The sequence below is a fragment of the Maricaulis sp. genome, assembly GCF_039978735.1.
Taxonomy (GTDB): domain Bacteria; phylum Pseudomonadota; class Alphaproteobacteria; order Caulobacterales; family Maricaulaceae; genus Maricaulis.
The window spans coordinates 41,039-59,954 of sequence record NZ_JBDWAS010000030.1 but is presented as its reverse complement, the minus strand read 5'-3'; the positions used below and the strand labels follow the sequence as shown (position 1 = coordinate 59,954).

The window sequence follows — 18,916 nt, the reverse complement described above, 5'->3', positions numbered from 1 at the left end:
GTGCCTGCAGGTTTCGAGACGGTCCCGCAAGGGATCCGGGTAAATCTCCGCGTGCGGGATGCCTCGGGCATCACCACCAAAGCTTCAAATCGGACACGCGATGTCCGCCGTGCATCCCGCACCCCTCTCATCGCTCCAGGGCGCAAGCCTGTGGAGGGTTTTGTGTTTCCTCATCTGCAAACACACGATTTTTCCCGGAAGCGCGCAGCGCTGTCCGGGACCGACTGGACGCGGCTCACGCTTCACGCCGGTCGGTAGATCCCGGATCTGCAGCCTGCCTGCGCAGGCTTTCATCCGGGAAAAATGGGAGAGGGAAGAAAAAGATACGCTGATGCTTTCCCCGGATTCATTCCGGGGCCCAGCGGCGTTTCAGGAGGAGGCTCAACCGGGCCCCGGCACAAGGCCGGGGGAAGCGGGAGAAGAGACAGGAGAAGAAAGCGGCGCGGCTCAGGTCTGGCCGGTCTTGAGGCGGACATCGGCTGGCGGGGCCTGATAGGTCTCGAACGCGGCCAGCAGGGTGTCGATGCGGGCGGCAATCATCAGGGAGCGGCGGTGGTTTTCCGCCAGGAAACGCTCCCCCGTCATCCGGTCAAGAAAGCTGATGAGATCGTCGTAATAACCGGCGGCATTGAGCAGGCCGACCGGGTGGGTGTGGTGGCCCAGCTGGGCCCAGGTCCACACCTCGAACAATTCCTCCATCGTGCCGATACCGCCCGGCAGGGCGATGAAGGCCTGGGACATCTGCACCATCATCGCCTTGCGCGCATGCATCGACTGGACGACATGCAGCTCGGTCAGCTCGAGATGCGCGATTTCCTTCAGGGCGAGGAATTCCGGAATGATGCCGATCACGCGGCCACCGGCGTCCAGCGCGGCATCGGCCAGTTCCCCCATCAATCCGACCTGTCCACCGCCATAGACGACATCGATGCCGCGCTCGGCCAGCGTCCGGCCAACCGCGCGTGCGGTGTCGACAAAGACCGGATCCTTGCCCGGATTGGAGCCGCAATAGACACAGATCGATTTCATCGGAACTCCAATCAACTTGGCATGCCGGTCAGCTACCGTATCCTGCGAGAAACGTGACGGGGACAAGCATGAAACGGATGTTCGCTCTGATAGTCGTGCTGCTGGTTGCAGGCAAGCTTGCCGCGCCACCATCGGCCGCCGCCCGCACAATCGACCCGGTCGTCCTGCCCGCGCAGATGTGCCGCGGCTATTTCTTCCTGCCTGTCACGCTGGAGCTACGCGATGGCGAAGCGGCGGAAGACCGGACGCTCTGGTTTCTCTACGACACGGGTGCTTCGGCCAGCTATGTCGATCCGGACAGTGTCGAGCGCGTCTCCGGACAGCGGCTGGACAGTGGCGTGCGGGCGAATTTCGGGCGCGTGACCACCGGTCCGCTGGCCCTGACCGGTCTGAGAGCCGGGGTCCGGGAGCTCGATCACCTCTCGATTGCCCTGGGCCGCGAGATCGACGGCATACTCGAATATGACGCCTTTGAGGACGTGCTGCTGACGCTCGATTACGGCCTGGGCGAGATGCGGGTGGAGAGCGGGGCCCTGCCCCGCCCGGACGGCGTCACGGTGTTCGATGCGAACGGTCCCGACCTACGTCCCTGGATCCGCGTGCGCTTTCCCGATCGCACACGACGCTTGCTGATCGACAGCGGCGCCGCGCTGAGCCCGATCGTCCTGCGCAATCTGGAGCGCTATGACACCGTCGCGCCGCCGCGCGCGACCGGCGCAGCCGTCCGCTTTGCGGAGATCGAGCGCCGCTCCGCCGCACGCCTGGCCGGAAACGCGCAGATCGGCGAGAATGTGCTGATCCAGCCGGTGATCGAGTCCACGCCCGAAACGGAACTTCTGGGCGGACAGGCCATGCGGCACTTCGTGTGGACCTTCGACCAGCGTCATGAACGCGTCCGAGTTGTGCGGCATGATCCGGAAACACCCATCACCTTCGAACCGCTGATCACACACGGTCTGGTCCTGGTGCCGGAGGGCGACGGCATGCGCGTGGCCACCGTGATCGCCAACTCCCCCGCCTTCGATGCCGGCGTGCTGACGGGCGATTTCATCACCCATTTCAACGGCCGCACGATGCGCGACCGGGATTGTTCGATAGACAACCTGCCACCCGACACACTCGATCTCAGCCTGTTGCGCAATGGCGAAGCGATGGATGTGCGCCTGACGCTCTACCCGCTCGTCGACTGAGCTGTGGCAACATAGGCGCCCATGGCACGGATCGCCTCGACGATGCGCATGATATCGGCCTGGAAAGCCCGCTCGCCGACGCAGATCTCCAGCGCGGGGACCGGGTCGTGCTCGAAATGCCAGAACCGGTTGCCAAGCCAGACGCCCGTCGCCTCGGCCGCGGCATCGCGGGCGGCTTCGGCCGTCGCGACATCACAGTCCAGCCGGACATGCATCATGTTGACCTGCGGTGGATTGGGCGTGATCGACAGTCCGGGCTGGTCGCCGACACCCATCGCGATACCGCGCGCCCGTTCCACGAAGAGCGGGATCTGCGGCAGCCGCACATCGAGTACACGCAGCGCATCGGGCACCATCGGCCAGGCCGAGACGAGACGCCCGCCCATGCGCGCCAGCCACAGGCGAGCCTCGTCCACGAAGTCCGCCTCGCCGGCCAGGATGGCGCCGCCCGAAGCGCCGAGATCCTTGTAGAAGGAGGCGTAGACCGAGGCGAAGCCGTCGCAGATTTCGGGCAGATCATGCCCGGGCCACGCTGTCGGAAGAGACCAGATCCGTGCGCCGTCCATGTGCAGCGCCTGGCCGGTTTCCCGGGCACGCGCCTTGATTGCCTGCAGCATATCCCAGTCCGGCAGCGCGCCGCCATTGTGGCGCTGCGGCAGCTCGATGATGGTACACCCGGCGTCTTCCGGCAGGTCGTCCGCGCGCAAGGGGCGGGACCACGCGCCACAGCTCACCGGCTCCAGCCCGTGCAGATGGATGTGGCCGTCTTCTTCGTGCAGGGCGAGATGCGAGGTCGGATGCAGGCCGAGACGGGCATTGCCGGCGGCCTGGCAGTGCAGGCGCGCCGCGACACCCTGGGCCATGGTGCCGGAGGGAAACCAGACCGCCGCCGGCTTGCCGAACAGGCTCGCCATGCGTGCTTCCAGCCGGGCGACGCTCTCACCCGTCAGATAGGCTTCCGCACCCAGGCCTGCCGAGCGCATATAGGCGGCGACACGTTCGAGCCGGTCTGCCGGACTGCCATCGGTGTGATAGGGAAAGCTGAGGTCGAGATCGCAGCGGGCTCTCAATTCGGCAGTCATTCCGGGGCCGTGAGCCCGGCCAGTGTATCCCCGCTCCAGCCCACGATGACGCTGTCACCGGCTTCGATGACGGGCCGCTTGATGAGCGTGGGATAGGTGATGAGGAGACCGGCGGGGTCATCCTCGGCAATCAGCTTGTCTTCCGCCGACAGATTCCGCCAGGTCGTGGACCGGGTGTTCACCAGCTTTTTGGCACCCACGGCATCAATCCAGGCCGGCACTTTGCGCACCCGGTCGAGCTCGTCGCGGATATCGACAAATTCGTGATCCCGGCCGGCCTCCTCCAGCTCCTTCACCGCCTTGCGGCAAGTATCGCAATTCTTCAGCCCGTAGATCCTGACCTGCATGATTTTCCCCCAACCGGAGAACCCGCGAATCCGGACTCTCCCCATGCGTGCATTTCACTAAACCGGCAGTGGTCCGGAAAAAAGCCCGTGCCACAGCCGACACCCGGCCGTCCAGCCCTGTTATTCCGCAGCGGTCTCTGCCACGCTCTCGGCGCGCATCTGCGCAGCGCGGGCCTCGACCATCTCGACGATGTGATCGATCATCTCCTCATTGGAGACATTATGGTCCGGCCGGCCGGACACATACATCTTGCCACGGCCAGCCCCGCCGCCGGTGAAACCCAGATCGGTCATCAATGCCTCGCCGGGACCGTTGACCACACAGCCGATGATCGACAGCGAGATCGGCTCGGAGATATGCGCCAGCCGCTGCTCGAGTTTTTCCACGGTCCGGATAACATCGAACCCCTGCCGGGCGCAGGACGGGCAGGCGATGATATTGACGCCGCGGGTGCGCAGGCCGAGCGATTTGAGAATGTCGAACCCGACCTTCACTTCCTCTTCCGGCTCGGCCGACAACGAGACGCGGATCGTGTCGCCGATCCCGGCCCACAAGAGCGAGCCGATGCCGATGGCAGATTTCACCGTGCCCGTGCGCAGGCCGCCGGCCTCGGTGACACCGAGGTGCAGCGGCGCATCCGTGGCTTCGGACAGCGCCTGGTAGGCCGCCACGGTGAGGAAGGCGTCCGAGGCCTTCACCGAAATCTTGTAATCGCGGAAATCGAGGTCTTCGAGGATGCGGGCATGATCCAGCGCGCTCTCCACCATCGCCTCGGGACAGGGCTCGCCGTATTTCTCCAGCAGGTGGCGTTCCAGCGAGCCGGCATTGACGCCGATGCGGATGGCGCAGCCGTGATCGCGCGCCGCCTGGACGACATCCTTCACCCGGTCCATCGAACCGATATTGCCCGGATTGATCCGCAGACAGGCCGCCCCGGCCTCGGCGGCCTCAATGCCGCGCTTGTAGTGGAAATGGATGTCCGCGATCAGCGGCACCTTGGCCGCCTTGGCAATCGTGCGGAAGGCCGCCGTCGAATCCTCGTCCGGACAGGAAACGCGTACCAGGTCGGCGCCGGCCTCTTCGCAGCGGCGGATCTGGTCGATCGTCGCGGCCGCGTCGGCCGTCGGCGTATTGGTCATGGTCTGGACCGTGATCGGTGCGTCGCCGCCCACTTCCAGTCCGCCCACGCGGATGGTGCGGCTCTTGCGGCGCTCGATCATGCGCCACGGTCTCACGCTGCGGGGATCCATACCGGCTTGCGACATCCGTCACTCCCTTCGCGGCCGTCCAACGGCCGTCAGGTGCGCATATAGCGTCTATGTGGCGATGTTTCGACCGGGGTGCGACAGATTACTGCGGCTGTACGTCGTCCTGGGTCTGCAGCTGGGCCAGAACCGGCAGGTTCTCGACCGGCGCACCCAGCTCGCCGAGCGTGCCGACGATTTCGCCCTCGTGCTCCAGCTGGATTGCACCGGCATCCGTTGCGGACACGGTCAGACCCGGCTCCAGCGCCTGATAGGTCTCGCCAGCGGAGAGTTCTCGGGCAAACAGGATACGGCCGGACGCGTCCTGGACCTCGATCCAGGTCGGCGACAGGGCGCGCATCACGACGGTCCCGGCAGCGGCACCCGCCTTACCCAGCGGAAGTCCGGTCCAGATATCGTCAAGGCTGGGCGCCGTGGCTGCCACGTCGAAACCGGGGCGTGCCCATTCCGGCGCGGCATCCGGCGGCGATGGCGGATTGCCCAGAATGCCGCCCGTACCGACCTGCTGGGAATACCACCAGGCCACACCGGCCAGCGCGGCCAGGATGATGACCACACCGAACAGGCCGCGCGGCAGCTTGATCGGCTTGCGCGTCGGGGTCGCGGCACTGGGCGCTGCCCGGCCGGTCTCGGTATCGACCTCGCGCTTGAACTGCTCGACAAGCCCGGCGGGCTCGAGCGACAGGAAGCTGGCATAGGTGCGCAGATAGCCGACGGCGTAGGCCCGGGCCGGCAGGCCGCGCGGGTCCATGTTTTCCAGGGCTTCAAGATAGTCGGCGCGGATCCGGGTGCGTTCGGCAGCCTGTTTGAGCGACAGGTTCATCTTCGACCGCGCTTCGCGCAGCCGGTCGCCGGCCGTCAACTGGACATACCCGATACTGTCATCAGAATAGACAGCATCTACCGGAACAAAGTCCGCACCCGATGCTTGACCCATCATAGCCATCTACCGCTCTCTCCCCGGAGCGATCGTCACCCAAGAACGCAATTAAGGGTAACTTTGCCCTAACCCCGCTCTATAAGATCAAATCCCTCGACCGTTTTCAACAGCCTCGCGAGGTAATCCGGCGTCTTCCCCTGCCTGGAGGAGAAGCGGGCGCAGACTGTCCGCGGGGCTCTGAAGCCGGCTCGCAAGCCAGGTGCCAAGTTTTTCGACGTCGAGACCGGAGACGAGTTTCTTGATGGGACCGATGTTCGGGGCAGCCATGGAAAGACTTCGGTAACCAAGGCCTATCAGCACCGCAGCCTCCAGCGGCTTGGAAGCAATTTCGCCGCATACGGACACCGGTGTGTCGTGTTCGGCGCAGATATCGCGTACCCGTTTGAGAAGGTCGAGGGCCGCCGGGCTGAGCACATCGTACCGATCCGAGACACGCGAATTCTGCCGGTCGGCCGCGAAGAAATACTGCATCAGGTCGTTGGCGCCGACGGCGACGAAGTCGACCGTGTCGATCGCGTGCTCGAGCGCCCAGGCCATGCCCGGCGTCTCCAGCATGATGCCGACCTTGACGTCTGACGGCATGACATAGCCGGCCCGTTCGGCATGACGCAGCTCGCGGTCCAGCATGTCGCGCGCGGCACGCACTTCCCAGGGCGCCGAGATCATCGGGAACATGACTTTCAGGGGCCGCCCGGCGGCGGCCAGGATCAGTGAGCGCAGCTGGTAGCGCAGCAGACCGGGACGATCGAGCCCCATGCGGATAGCCCGCCAGCCCAGCGCCGGATTGGGTTCCTTGGTCGAGGGCGCAAAGGGCGCGACCTTGTCGCCGCCCAGATCGAGCGTGCGAAACACGACCGGCCGCTCGCCTGCTGCATCCAGTACCGACTTGTAGACCGCCGACTGGGCCGACAGGCGCGGCAGCGTCTCGGCGACCATGAACTGGAATTCGGTGCGGAACAGGCCGACACCGTCGGCACCGGTCTCGTCCAGCGCCATCAGCTCGATCAGCAGGCCCGCATTCATGTGCAGGCCGATCCGCACGCCGTCGGCCGACACCGCCGGCCCCCGCAGCTCGGCATAGGCCAGCCGGCGTTCCGAAAGGGTCTGGATGCGGGCGTCATAGGTTTCGGTGACATCGACCTGCGGCCGGATGTGCAGCACGCCGAACTCGCCGTCCAGAATGACCGGATCACCGTCCTCGGTCTGGTCGAGCGCACCTTCCAGACGGCCGACAAGCGGGATCCCCAGAGCCTTGGCCACGATGGCCGCATGCGACTGGGCCGAGCCTTCTTCCAGTGCGATGCCCTTGAGTTTCTCGCGGTCGAATTCCAGCAATTCGGCGGGACCGATATTGCGCGCGATGATGATCGCATTATCCGGCAGTTCCGCCGACGACTTGGCGCCGCCATTGAGGTGGCGCAGCAGGCGGTTGGCGAGGTCTTCCAGATCGTGCAGGCGCTCGCGGAAGGTCGGATCCGCCGCCTTCATCAACCGCGCCCGGTTCTCGTTCCGCACGCGCTCGACTGCCGCTTCGGCGGTCAGGCCGCGCCGCACCGCCTCGCGCAGGCGCTCCAGCCAGCCGCGGTCATGGGCGAACATGCGATAGGCCTGCAGCACGTCACGTGTCGGCCCGCCGAACGGGATGCGGCCGCTGTCCAGCATCTCGTCGATCTGGATCCGCAGCGAGGAGATGGCCGTGTCGAGCCGCTCTTCCTCACGGGCCGGGTCGTCGGCAATCAGCCGGGCGGACTCGACATGCGGTTCGAACAGCACGGCGACGCCGCGCGCGATCCCGCCGGAGAAGGCGCCACCCTGGAAGCGTTCGGGCCGCGACTGACGCACGTCCAGCCCGGCCATTTCCTCGGAATCGACGATATCGCCGGAAGCGACGATCTCGGCGAGCACCATGGCGACGGTCTGCAGCGTCTCGATCTCGTCGGTCGCGACCTGGCGTTCCTGGGAGGTCTGGGCGGTCAGCACCCCGACCATGCGGCCACCGCGCAGGATCGGCACGCCGACGAAAGTGTTGAAGGGCTCCTCGCCCGTCTCCGGCTTGTAGGAGAAGGCCGGGTGCGCCCGGGCGTTCGAGGTCGAGAGCGGCCGGGCCCGGCGTGCGACCAGGCCCACGAGGCCCTCGCCCGGCTGCAGGCGCACATGGTGCACGGCCTCGGCCTTCAGGCCGAAGGTGGCGCACAGCTCCAGCGCATTAGACTGGCGGGCCAGATAGATCGAACAGACATCCCACCCCGCCTCTTCCGCGATCATGGCGGTGAGGTGGTCCAGGCGCGCCTGGGCGTTCTCCTGCACCGCCATGAGCTCGCGCATGCGCTTGAGCAGGCGGCGCGGATCGCGCATGGGAGGGGTCTTCAGATCGTCCATGCGGCTATACCCGCTCCAGTCCGTAGGCCGTGTGCAACGCCCGCACGGCGCGCTCGACGGCGTCATTGTCGATAAGGGCGGAAATCTTGATTTCCGAGGTCGCCAGCACCCTGACACTGATCCCCTGCTCGCCCAGCACTGCAAACAGGGAGCGCGCGATATCGGCCCGCTGGCGCAGCCCCGCGCCCACAATAGAGACTTTTGCCAGCCCCGTCTCCGACGAGATATCGGCGCCCGGCAGCCCGGCCTCCAGCGCCGCCTGGGCGCGGGCCAGGTCGCGGTGGGCGACGGAGAACTCGATATTCACACGACCCGGCGTGCGGGTGTGCGCCTGGACGATCATGTCGACCCCGATCTCCGCGTCCGCGAGGATGGCAAATGTGCGAGCGGCGAGCTCCGACCGGTTCGACGCCCCCAGAAGCGCAATCCGCGCCTGGTCCCGCGCATAGGCAACGCCGGACACGATGCGGCGTTCCGCGATGTCCTGCGTCTCGACCACATCCGTGCCGCGGCTTTCGCCGGCTTCGAGGAAGGAGGACAGGACCCGCATCGGCACGCCGCGCGATTTCGCGAACTCGACCGAACGGGTCTGCAGCACCTTGGCGCCCTGAGCGGCCAGTTCCAGCATCTCGTCATGGCTGATCGCATCCAGGCGGCGCGCCGCCGGCTCGATACGCGGATCGGTTGTGTAGACGCCATCGACATCGGTATAGATATCGCACCGCGCGCCCAGCGCCGCTGCCAGCGCGGCCGCCGACAGATCGGTGCCGCCGCGCCCCAGCGTGCGGATCTCGCCCTGCGAGGTGATGCCCTGGAAACCCGCGAGCACGGGAATGACCCCGGCCTGCATCGCCGCCTCCAGCACGGAGACATCCATGCCGGCAATCCGCGACGCACCCGGCGGACCGTCGGTCACCACCGGCAATTGCCAGCCCTGGAAGGAGCGCGCTTCGAGCCCCGCCTCGCGCAGGGCGAGCGCCATCAGTGCAGAGGACACCTGTTCGCCGGCCGCCAGGGCGACATCGGTCTCGACATCGCCAAGCCCTGCGCCGAACGCGCCGGCCAGGCCGAGAATACGGTCGGTCTCGCCGGCCATGGCCGACACGACAACGGCCAGGCTCTCGCCACGGCGCACGGCCTCGGCCACGAGCCCGGCAGAATGCCGGATACGCTCGATCGACCCGACCGACGTGCCGCCGAATTTTGCCACGACGCGTGTCATTCACCCGCCATCCCGAAGCCGTCCCTCAACCTGTCCCTCGCGCTTTTCCTTGCCGGCGGGTGCGCCCATAACGTCGCACCGGGCTCGATTAGCGGCATCGGCAAGGCCATATTAAGACCGGCGCCCATGTCGTCGCGCTCGCGGTTAGGTAAGCGCAGACGGCCGGGCACGCAACGCTCGAACGCAATCGCGGGCACGCTCGCCTGCAAGGAGAAACACGGATGGCAACGGCGACAGCGCCCGACACCCTCACCCGCCCCTCGGTCGATCCGGAGGAAGTCGAGAAGTTCTCGCGCATGGCGGCAGACTGGTGGGATCCGGACTCCAAGTTCAAGCCGCTGCACAAGTTCAACCCCGTACGCTTGGGCTTTATCCGCGACACGATCTGCGAGCATTTCGGCCTGTCCGGCGCGACGCCCCTTGAAGGCCTGCGCATTCTCGATATCGGCTGTGGCGGCGGGCTGGTCTGCGAACCCATGGCGCGGCTGGGCGCACAGGTGACGGGTGTCGATGCGGCCGAAGCGAATGTGAAGACCGCCTCGGTTCATGCCGAGGAACAGGGTCTGGACATCGACTACCGGCACGGTGTCGCCGAACAATTGCTGGAGGCCGGCGAACCACCCTTCGACGTCGTGCTTAACCTGGAAGTGATGGAGCATGTCGCCGACCCGCACGCTTTCCTGGTCGACTGCACCAGGCTGGTGAAACCCGGCGGGCTGATGATCTGCGCGACGATCAACCGCACGCCCAAGGCCTTCGCCATGGCCATTGTGGGGGCCGAGTGGATCATGGGCTGGCTGCCGCGCGGCACGCACCGCTTTGCCAAACTGGTCAAACCGGCCGAAATCCGCACCGCACTGCGCGAAGGCGGGATGCAAATGAGCGAACCGGTAGGTGTGCTCTACAATCCGCTCAACGACCAGTTTTCACTGGGTGAGGATATTGCAGTCAATTACATGGCGGTCGCACAGAAAGCGGCTTGAGACCACGCCCATAGGCTCCTGTACCGCGCCAGCCGTTCCACACACCTGGCCCCGCAGCACCTTTGCACAACGTCGAAACCGCACCGGCCTGATACGGCTCGGAGGTATCAGCGGCGACCCTATGCACAACTTGACTCAGCATTTTTTCGCCACCACCATCTTTGATGGCAAAGCTGTGGGGGATAGCACGTGCGAGACGACACCGGCGGGGCTGCGCCTTTCCCATTTCCAAGGATGGAACTCGCATCGGAGTACCGCCAACTGCACACGCAGGCACACAGGCGGTATCCCGATCAGATCGAGCCACCTTTCCTGACATGGCACATCGTAACGTCATTGACGCAGCACTACGATTCTGATCGCAACCGGAATGCGCCGGACAATCTGGATTCAGCATTCGCCAAATTCGAGGCTGACCAGCAAGCCCGGATCGATGAGGTCAACATCTTCGTAAAATCGATCACTAAGAACACGAGCAGAGTGATCGAACTCGGCTCCAGAGCTGCCGATTCTGCGCGGGCGCCTTTCATCAAGCGGGACGTGATTAGTCACGAGAAGGCCAACTTCAATCATGCGGTCGTTTTCCGGTGCGAGTATCATCGTGAGTTCGTAACATTCTGCTTTTTTCTGCCGATCCAGCACCCCCTGCTCGGTCTGCGGGGCGACCATGCAGAACCACCCGCGGTCGACGAGCCCCCGACTAATGTCGGCCGCCCGTTCAGCAGACGCGACCCGGAAGTCGACAAGCTGGTCTCCGAGGTGTTCACCAACACTTTGATGCAGGACGCAGAGGCCGGAGATCGCCTGGCTTTCCGGAACAGGTCTGCCATCGAATGGGACAAACTCTATGACGAAGCCTGGCGCATCGCATTCCGCAACGCGCCGGGCGAAATAGCCAACAGGATACCGGGGCAGATTCTTGGGAATTTCCGTGGAATAGTTTTGCCACGCATATGGCTGACCAACGCGTACGGACGGCGGGAAGCCGAAATCCACCAGTTCGAATGGAAAGGGCATCAGGACCGGTTCGTCCCAACCGACATTGTAGGCGAGCCTGCCATCACCGATCACGATACACCTTCCCATCATGTCGATGAGCACACACGTCCCAATTCGCCGCGCCGCTGGAACCGGGTGAGTGCCGGTCGCTGCCTGCGCGACAATGAAGGGCTGAGACACGCGATGCATTGGCCCGGCGGCCTCTCTGAAAACGAATCCTCCATGGATCCGTTGGCGCGACGGCGAACTGTCGCTAATCTTGTCCTGAACGGGCGCGCCCTTTATGCGTCTGCCCTTGCCCCGCCCCTTCCCGTCTCCGAGGACGCCTCCGTTGTGGAAGACGCCGCCGCCTTTTCCAATTCAATCAGCCGCTTTTGTGTTTTCTATTGCGAGGAGCACGCAGGACGAGCCCAGGATGGCATCTCGGCGCGGCTCGACCGGCTGATCCTGCGCCTGCACAACCTTGCAAATAACAGGCTGATGGCTTTGCGGGGCATGCAGCACATGTGGAAAGTGATCCAGCGCCTGGACTGGGTCGACCAGAAACTTTCCCGCCTCGAAGCCGAGGCGCGAACATCCAAGCCGCTGCCGGAGCGCGAGATAAAACGGGTCTATGGGGAGCTCACGGATGCCACCTCATCCGAGCTGTTGCCAGGTGGCCTGCTGCTGCGAGCCTCCCGCTCGGATCTTTATGCTTCCAATTTCAAACGCCTACTCCCCTCACTCCACATTCACAGGATCGAAGGGTGGGAGCCCTACGACATGTTTGTGTCCCGCAAGCTCTACGCCCAGTTTGACAATATCCGCAAACTCGGCGAGCGCGCCGAGGCGCTCAGGACCCGGCTCGACAGAGTGGTGGAGCTTGCACAGCTTGAGGCCAGCATCCGGCTGAGCAACCTCAACACAGCTATTTCACGCAGAATGTTCTGGGTCTCTGTGTTCGCGCTAGCAGCTGCTTTCATAAGCCTCATCAAGAACTAGCTCTTCCGGGATTGGCATTGTCGCCCAGACACACGGAAAAGTGGCGCATCCAAGCGGGCGTTCGAGCGGCTTGCCGATCTGGAAACGGCGAGCCAGGAAGTCCTGCGCCTGCTCGACTCGCTCGCCGAGGCACTCGACACCGACCTGCATGACGCGGACAGCCGCAGCTATGCCCGCCGTCCCGTTGAAGGCGTGACCGGGCGCTTCACCTCGTCGGAAAAGGCTGGCGAGATCGTCATTCGTGACATCTCCGAAACCGGTATCGGTGTGGCCGGTCCCAATCTCGGCGAGGCCGGGCGCGCCATGCAGCTGGAAGTCAACGGCCAGACCGTGCTGGGCGAGATCGCCTGGTCGAACGGCCAGGGCGCCGGCATCCGCATCCTGAAAGGCGAAGTCTCGCTCTGACCGGCCCGGCTCCCTGCCGGGCGGTTGACGCGTGTTTCGGGAATTCCGAATGTCGACGGTGACCACGCCGCGAAGGAATTCGTCATGAGCGCCAGCGTTGCCCCATTTCTGATGTTCGAGGGTCAGGCCGAAGCCGCCATGTCCCTCTATACCTCGTTGTTCGAGAACTCGCAGATACTGGACGTCGAGCGTTACGGACCGGAGGGTCCCGGTCCCGAGGGCAGCATCGTGAAAGCCGCGTTCACCCTCAATGGCCGCCTGCATCACTGCATCGACTCGCCGTCAAAACACGACTTCTCCTTCACACCGGCGATATCGCTGTTCGCCGAGTGCGAGACAGAGGCTGAACTCGACCGGTTGTTCGAGGCCCTGTCCACCGACGGACAAATCCTGATGCCGCTCGACACCTATCCCTTCGCCCGCAAATTCGCCTGGATTGTCGACCGGTTCGGCGTGTCCTGGCAGCTGCGCCTGTCCTAGGCCAGGCACTCAGCCGGTCTGCGAGGCCGTGTCCGGCTGCAGGGCCTCGCGCTGGTCGGCCCATTTGAGAAGCGCATCCAGTGCCGGGCAGAGCGCCTGGCCCCACTCGGTGAGGCGGTATTCGACCCGGGGCGGAACCACGGGATAGACCTTCCGGAACACCACGCCATCGCTTTCCAGCTGGCGCAGCTGCTGGGTGAGCATCTTTTGCGTGATGGCCGGTATCGCGCGCTCCAGTTCGGAAAAGCGCATCACCTTGCCGTCGAAGAGATGGAAGAGGATCACCAGCTTCCATCGCCCCTCGACGATGCGCAGCGTGTTGACCACGCCTTCGGCGGCCGTCTCCGCCGTGAAGGCCTCTAACTTACTTTTTGGTGCGTACCAGACTTTATCGTGCGTACTTGTCATTTCCCCAGTGTCGCTCCACTTGCCTTGCAGATCAATCCGGAGGCTTGGCCTCCACCAGCAAGGAGACGGCCATGACACAGACACTTCCCGCTTCCATCGCCGCATATTTCGACGCCGCCAATCGCCGCGATTTCGATCGCGCCGCCGCACAGTTTTCCGCGGATGCCCGCGTCCGGGACGAGAGCCGGGATCATATCGGCAGGGCCGCGATCGAAAACTGGCTGAAGCAAACGGTCGACGCATACGACTTCCACGCAGAACCCGGCCCGGCAGAACACAGGGATGGCGCCGTCTTCGTGTCGGCCAAAGTCTCCGGCAGCTTCCCGGGCAGCCCGATTGCTTTGACCTACCGCTTCGGGATGGACGCCGACCGGATCGCCGCGCTGGAGATTGCCTGATGCCGTACGCCACAACGACTGAATTTGCCGGCAAGCGGGTCCTGGTGACCGGCGGCACCAAGGGAACGGGCGCGGCCACTGTGGACCTGTTCCGCAGTCGCGGAGCCCGCGTCGCCACGGCCGCCCGCTCGACACCGCCCGGCGATGTGAATGCCGACCTGTTCGTGCAGGCCGACCTGACGCGTCCGGAGAGTGTCGGCCCCTTGGCCGATGCGGTCACCGACGCCTTTGGCGGTATCGACATCCTGGTCCACTGCCTGGGCGGATCGACAGCGCCGGCCGGCGGTTTTGCGGCACTTTCGGACGACATCTGGCACGATGAGCTGCAGCTCAACCTGCTCAGCGCCGTCCGGCTGGACCGGGCCTTCCTGCCCGCCTTGCTCGCCCGCCAGGAGGGCGCGATCATCCACGTGACCTCGATCCAGCGGCGCCTGCCCCTTCACGACTCCACCACGGCCTATGCGGCCGCAAAGGCGGCGTTGAGTACCTATTCCAAAGCGCTGTCGAAAGAGGTCGGTCCGGCCGGTGTCCGGGTCAATGCCGTGGCACCGGGATGGATCTATACCGAAGCCGCCGAGGCCCTCGTACAACGCATTGCCGGGAATGCGGGGACCGACGAGGCCGCCGCAAGGCAGAGTATTCTGGACGCGCTCGGCGGGATTCCGATCGGCCGTCCGGCCCGGCCGGAAGAGGTCGCCGAAACCATCGCCTTCCTCGCATCCGACCGCGCCAAAGCCATCCATGGGACCGAAGTGACGATTGACGGCGGCACTGTCCCGACGGTCTGACTACGGTTGGCCTCGCCTGGACACACGGAAAGACGGCGCCGCGTGGGGAGCGGCGCCGTCTTCCCTGCCGGCACGAGGATCAGCGGTGCCGGCCCTCATAGTGCCAGCCCCCCGACCCGTCGCGGCAGCTTTCAAAACCGAAGCTCTGATAATTGCCGTGACTGTCGTAGATCTCCGCTTCACCCGAAGCGCATTCGCGGCCGTGCGAATGATAGCGGCGGCCCGGCTTGATCACACCGCGACGGCCACTGTCCGGATTGTGCCAGTAGGCCGGACGGCCATGGTCAAACGCATCGTACTGGGCGTAGGCAAACTGGCCGCGGTCGCATTCGGTCCAGCTCGAACCGCCGACATTGGCGCCAAGCAGCTCGCTGCCGCCGAGGCTGAGACCCAGCCCGACCCCGCCGGAGGAGCGTGTCCGGCACGCATCGCGATAATAGCGGAAATCATGCCGGTCATAGCCACGCTCATAGTACGAGCTGTGATATTCGAACCGGGCCGAGGAATGATGATGTCCCTGGGCCTGGGCTGTTCCGGCGAGGCCACCGGCCGCCGCAAGGGCGGCAACAGCGCCAAGCGCGGGAATGATTGTCTTCAAGCAGGTCATGTCGTCCTCCTTTTTATCCCTCACACCCTGAAAACGTGCCGGCCGGCGGTTTTCTTCCACAGCGTTCGAAAAAAGTTTCGCGACGGCCGGCGGCGGGGCCGGCACAGCCCGAAGGCTGCGCCAGCCCCCATGGAGAGACAGGGATCAGTGCCTGTCCGGCCCCTCGACGCGCGCCTCGGCGCGGCCATCGACCCGCGTACGGGTGCTGGTATTGCCATTGCCGTCGGCGCGGACCGAATTGCTGGCGCTGGCATTGGCATCGGCCTCGACGGAGGGCGAGGCATTGCGCGCCCGCCGCACTTCGGCGCGGGCACGATTGGCCTGGCGCTGCACTTCCCGGCGGGCCGGACGCGTGTCCGGGGCCGTAATCTCGGCTGCACCGTGCACGGAACCGCGGGCCGCAGCCTGACCGCTCCGGGCGGCCGCACTGCCTGCGATACCGGCATCGGCCCGGCTGCGCGCTGCCGCGCGCTCGGCCTGGCGTGCCTGACGCTCGGCCCGCTCGAGACGCATCTGCTCGATCCGGCTCATGGGCCGGCCGGCATCGAGACGCTGGCGGGCATGACCGCTGACGTCGGTGCGGCTCTGCAGTTCGCCCGGACGCACAGTGTCGAGCCGGGTGTCCTGGGTGGTTCTCGCCGTGGCGTCGGTCACGGAGGACAGCTGGGCGTATCCCGCACCCGTTGCCAGGGCCAGAGCGAGAAGGCTGGCGGAAAGGGTCTTCATGGTTATCTCCCTCATTCAGCGCCGGGTTGGACCGGCTGACAGGAAGACAACGAGCGGCGGACCGGATTTATTCCGTCCGGGATGATTTATTCCCGGCTCGACGCCGTACGCAGTGTAGATCGCCCCACGATTCCATAGCCATAGGTATCGTCGCGGCCACGCCGGCCGGCGTCTTCGGCGCTGGCCGCCAGTGTCTCGATCGCGGATTGCGCGCGCGCCGGATCCGGCCGGTCGACCCAGCTCGCCAGGAGGGAGGCCACTACAGGCGCGGCATAGGATGTGCCGCGCACCCGCACATGCCCGCCGCCTGTTCCGGCGGCCCGGTCGAACGCGCCCGGCGCGGCAAAGTCGACATGCGGCCCCCGGCCCGCCTCCGGCAGTACGCGTCCGCGCTCGCTCACACCCGTCACGCCGATCACGCCGTCATAGGCAGCGGGATAAAGCGGGCGGGCCGAAGCCCCGTCATTGCCCACGGCCGCCACGACGATATGGCCGCGTGCGGCCAGCGCGCCCACCACGCGCTCCAGCAACCGGTTAGGCGGTCCGACCAGGGAGACGTTGATCACCGCCACTCCGCTGTCGGACATCCAGCCCAGCGCCGCAATCAGTGCGTCGGCCGACCCGCCGGTCGGGCCGCCACCATAAATGTCCGCCGAGACCAGCGTCCCCGACACGCTTGTCATCAGCGAAGCGACCGCCGTTCCGTGTTCTGCCGGCTGGTAGGCGCCGCCGTGAAAGGCCTCGCGTTCGAGCCTGAAACCGGCAAGGGCGGGATGGCGGGCATCCACCCCGGTATCCACCAGGCCAATCCGCGCATGCCGCGCCGTGGCATAGCCCTGCAATGCGGCTGCCGAATGCAGCGCCGGACCGCCGGATCGCGTATAGATATGATTGAAGTCGTAAAGCCCCGCCGGATCCAGCTGACGGGCAAGATCGAGCGCGCGGCGCGTCGTCAGGCCCGGCGGTGCCGAAAGCACGAACAGGCTCAGCCCCAGACTTCCCAGCGGCCGTTCGCGCACCAGGCCGAATCCCTGGCCGAGGAGCGGGCCGAGCCCGGAACGGTCGTCTGCGAGGACGGTGATCTGGTTGCGGACGATGACCGATCTGTCCGGTCCCCGCTCTAGTATGTCACGGTTCTGCCGCAACAGGGTATCCAGTGTGTCGCGTCTGACATCGCGCAGCGTTTCCTGAGAGCGCTCACGCGTCCGGTCGACCCGGTCGCGCACGACACCGCCGAGCCGGTCGGCCGTGGCCGGCACATCGGGCACGTCGACCGGCAATTGTGCCCGCGCCCCGCCGGCAGACAGGACTGCCATCGCAAGGGCGGCACACCCGATACGCAACACCCGACCAAACATCGCCAGCCTCCATCGGCCGCAAAAACATTGCTGTTTCAGATAACGCATGGAAGAAACGCTTTCTTCCAGTCGTTGTCGGTACGTGGCATGGGCGCGAGAAACCCACGCGTGGAAAACGAGATCATCAGCTATCTGCCCCGGCTCCGCCGGTTCGCGCGGTCCCTGACCCGCGATGCCGCCGATGCGGACGATCTTGTCCAGATGACGCTGGAACGCGCTATTGCCCGCCTGGATCAATGGCGTGACGGCACGCGCCTGGACAGCTGGATGTACCGTATCATGAAAAACGCCTGGATCGATGAAGTCCGGTTTCGCCAGCGCCGCGACACCCGGTTCGCCCCGGAGGAAGCCGGCGCGGCCGTCGGCCGGGAAGACCCGGAATTCGACAAGCGGATCCGGGCCATGTCGGTGGAGCAGGCAATGGAAACCCTGCCCGAGGACCAGCGCCTTGCCGTCGCCCTCGTTCTTGTCGAGGGCCTGTCCTACAAGGAAGCCGCGGCGGTGATGGACGTGCCGATGGGCACCCTCACGAGCCGTCTCGCACGCGGCCGCGCCGCGCTGGAAGCCATTCTCAACCCGCAACGGGAGGCATCTTCATGACTGTCGAGGACGAGACCCTGATGGCCTATGTCGACGGCGAGCTGGACGCGGCAGAGAACGCCCGCGTCGAGGCGGCCCTGCGAGACGATCCCGCCCTGCGCCGCCGGGCGAAGACGATGCAGTCCCTGCGCGGAACCCTGGCCGGTCATTTCAATCCGGTGCTGAGCGAACCTGTCCCGGACCACCTGGAGGCACTGGTACGCAAGGCCAGCCCGGACCGGGCGCCGGCCGGAACGGATGGCGGGCCAAGCTGGTTGGCCCGCCTGCTGCAGGGCTGGCACGCACCGCATACGATCGCCGTGGCATCGGCGGTCGCGGCAGGCATTCTCATCGGCACCCAGTTAACCGCGCCCGGGTCTCCCGGCGGCCCGTTCGCGTTCGAAAACGGGCGCATGACGGCGGGCAGCCGCCTCGCCTCTGCCCTTGACCGTCCCGGCGCACAGAACGCGTCCTCCCTGGCGGTCCAGGTCAGCTTCCGGCACCAAGACGGCCGCTATTGCCGCACCTTCACGGCATCGGGAACCGCCGGCGTCGCCTGCCGGACCGGCGGCGACTGGCAGATCGATCTTGCGGCTCCGGCAGCGGGAGAAGCCGGAACGGAAGTCCGCACGGCGGGCACGGCCCTGCCGCTGACAGTGCTGGACAGCGTCGACACCTGGATGTCCGGGGAAGCCCTGTCGGCAGCGGAGGAAGAGACGGCTGCCGCGCGCGGATGGCAGCCGGAATAG

20 protein-coding genes are annotated in these 18,916 nt (G+C 65.6%); 9 read left to right on the top strand and 11 right to left on the bottom strand.

Annotation, left to right across the window (positions count from 1 at the left end):
- Positions 1-447 precede the first annotated feature (447 nt).
- Positions 448-1,029, bottom strand: a complete 582-nt coding sequence (locus tag ABJO18_RS08290; protein WP_348507545.1) for a TIGR00730 family Rossman fold protein — start codon at positions 1,027-1,029, stop codon at positions 448-450.
- Between the two features lie 68 nt (positions 1,030-1,097).
- Between ABJO18_RS08290 and ABJO18_RS08285 the strand changes: the two genes are divergently transcribed.
- Positions 1,098-2,219 (top strand): PDZ domain-containing protein, encoded by a 1,122-nt coding sequence (locus ABJO18_RS08285; protein WP_348507544.1) that lies wholly within the window; start codon positions 1,098-1,100, stop codon positions 2,217-2,219.
- On the opposite strand, the gene ABJO18_RS08280 is transcribed toward ABJO18_RS08285, so the two are convergent.
- The 6 genes from ABJO18_RS08280 to ABJO18_RS08255 all read right to left on the bottom strand — a co-directional run bounded on the left by ABJO18_RS08280 (position 2,201) and on the right by ABJO18_RS08255 (position 9,455).
- The gene (locus tag ABJO18_RS08280) at positions 2,201-3,301 is read right to left on the bottom strand and encodes a beta-eliminating lyase-related protein (protein WP_348507543.1); all 1,101 of its coding nucleotides are present in this window, start codon (positions 3,299-3,301) and stop codon (positions 2,201-2,203) included. The genes ABJO18_RS08285 and ABJO18_RS08280 overlap by 19 nt on opposite strands.
- Complete coding sequence (locus ABJO18_RS08275) at positions 3,298-3,648, bottom strand: ArsC/Spx/MgsR family protein (protein ID WP_348507542.1); 351 nt, start codon at positions 3,646-3,648, stop codon at positions 3,298-3,300. The genes ABJO18_RS08280 and ABJO18_RS08275 overlap by 4 nt, the downstream gene beginning before the upstream one ends.
- A gap of 120 nt (positions 3,649-3,768) precedes the next feature.
- A complete protein-coding gene (gene ispG / locus ABJO18_RS08270; protein ID WP_348507547.1) occupies positions 3,769-4,899 on the bottom strand; it encodes a flavodoxin-dependent (E)-4-hydroxy-3-methylbut-2-enyl-diphosphate synthase in 1,131 nt (376 codons plus the stop codon).
- 100 nt (positions 4,900-4,999) lie between these two features.
- Positions 5,000-5,860, bottom strand: a complete 861-nt coding sequence (locus tag ABJO18_RS08265) for a RodZ domain-containing protein (protein ID WP_348507541.1) — start codon at positions 5,858-5,860, stop codon at positions 5,000-5,002.
- Between the two features lie 78 nt (positions 5,861-5,938).
- On the bottom strand, positions 5,939-8,233 hold the full coding sequence (gene ptsP / locus ABJO18_RS08260) for a phosphoenolpyruvate--protein phosphotransferase (RefSeq protein ID WP_348507540.1): 2,295 nt from the start codon (positions 8,231-8,233) through the stop codon (positions 5,939-5,941).
- A 4-nt stretch (positions 8,234-8,237) separates the two neighbouring features.
- Positions 8,238-9,455, bottom strand: coding sequence for an aspartate kinase (locus ABJO18_RS08255; RefSeq protein ID WP_348507539.1), 1,218 nt, complete (start codon positions 9,453-9,455; stop codon positions 8,238-8,240).
- A 221-nt stretch (positions 9,456-9,676) separates the two neighbouring features.
- Between ABJO18_RS08255 and ubiG the strand changes: the two genes are divergently transcribed.
- The 4 genes from ubiG to ABJO18_RS08235 all read left to right on the top strand — a co-directional run bounded on the left by ubiG (position 9,677) and on the right by ABJO18_RS08235 (position 13,303).
- The gene (ubiG, locus tag ABJO18_RS08250; protein WP_348507538.1) at positions 9,677-10,438 is read left to right on the top strand and encodes a bifunctional 2-polyprenyl-6-hydroxyphenol methylase/3-demethylubiquinol 3-O-methyltransferase UbiG; all 762 of its coding nucleotides are present in this window, start codon (positions 9,677-9,679) and stop codon (positions 10,436-10,438) included.
- A gap of 189 nt (positions 10,439-10,627) precedes the next feature.
- The gene (locus ABJO18_RS08245; protein ID WP_348507537.1) at positions 10,628-12,418 is read left to right on the top strand and encodes a DUF3422 family protein; all 1,791 of its coding nucleotides are present in this window, start codon (positions 10,628-10,630) and stop codon (positions 12,416-12,418) included.
- Positions 12,419-12,610: 192 nt separating this feature from the next.
- Entirely contained in the window at positions 12,611-12,823 is a 213-nt protein-coding gene (locus tag ABJO18_RS08240; RefSeq protein ID WP_348507536.1) for a hypothetical protein, read from the top strand.
- Positions 12,824-12,907: 84 nt separating this feature from the next.
- Positions 12,908-13,303: a VOC family protein gene (locus tag ABJO18_RS08235; RefSeq protein WP_348507535.1), complete on the top strand. Its 396-nt coding sequence runs from the start codon at positions 12,908-12,910 to the stop codon at positions 13,301-13,303.
- A gap of 9 nt (positions 13,304-13,312) precedes the next feature.
- On the opposite strand, the gene ABJO18_RS08230 is transcribed toward ABJO18_RS08235, so the two are convergent.
- Entirely contained in the window at positions 13,313-13,711 is a 399-nt protein-coding gene (locus tag ABJO18_RS08230; protein ID WP_348507534.1) for a winged helix-turn-helix transcriptional regulator, read from the bottom strand.
- Positions 13,712-13,782: 71 nt separating this feature from the next.
- On the opposite strand from ABJO18_RS08230, the gene ABJO18_RS08225 reads away from it, so the two are divergent.
- Together ABJO18_RS08225 and ABJO18_RS08220 are read left to right on the top strand one after the other, a co-directional pair.
- Positions 13,783-14,109, top strand: a complete 327-nt coding sequence (locus ABJO18_RS08225; RefSeq protein ID WP_348507533.1) for a nuclear transport factor 2 family protein — start codon at positions 13,783-13,785, stop codon at positions 14,107-14,109.
- Positions 14,109-14,897, top strand: a complete 789-nt coding sequence (locus ABJO18_RS08220) for an SDR family oxidoreductase (RefSeq protein WP_348507532.1) — start codon at positions 14,109-14,111, stop codon at positions 14,895-14,897. The genes ABJO18_RS08225 and ABJO18_RS08220 overlap by 1 nt, the downstream gene beginning before the upstream one ends.
- 79 nt (positions 14,898-14,976) lie before the next feature.
- Here ABJO18_RS08220 and ABJO18_RS08215 read toward each other — a convergent pair whose 3' ends face one another.
- The 3 genes from ABJO18_RS08215 to ABJO18_RS08205 form a co-directional block, all read right to left on the bottom strand.
- Entirely contained in the window at positions 14,977-15,504 is a 528-nt protein-coding gene (locus ABJO18_RS08215) for a hypothetical protein (RefSeq protein WP_348507531.1), read from the bottom strand.
- Positions 15,505-15,648: 144 nt separating this feature from the next.
- A complete protein-coding gene (locus ABJO18_RS08210) occupies positions 15,649-16,230 on the bottom strand; it encodes a hypothetical protein (protein WP_348507530.1) in 582 nt (193 codons plus the stop codon).
- Between the two features lie 86 nt (positions 16,231-16,316).
- Positions 16,317-17,546, bottom strand: coding sequence for a S8 family serine peptidase (locus tag ABJO18_RS08205; protein WP_348507529.1), 1,230 nt, complete (start codon positions 17,544-17,546; stop codon positions 16,317-16,319).
- A gap of 150 nt (positions 17,547-17,696) precedes the next feature.
- Here ABJO18_RS08205 and ABJO18_RS08200 point away from each other — a divergent pair, with 150 nt between their 5' ends.
- The gene (locus tag ABJO18_RS08200; RefSeq protein WP_348507528.1) at positions 17,697-18,188 is read left to right on the top strand and encodes a sigma-70 family RNA polymerase sigma factor; all 492 of its coding nucleotides are present in this window, start codon (positions 17,697-17,699) and stop codon (positions 18,186-18,188) included.
- The gene (locus ABJO18_RS08195; RefSeq protein ID WP_348507527.1) at positions 18,185-18,916 is read left to right on the top strand and encodes a zf-HC2 domain-containing protein; all 732 of its coding nucleotides are present in this window, start codon (positions 18,185-18,187) and stop codon (positions 18,914-18,916) included. The genes ABJO18_RS08200 and ABJO18_RS08195 overlap by 4 nt, the downstream gene beginning before the upstream one ends.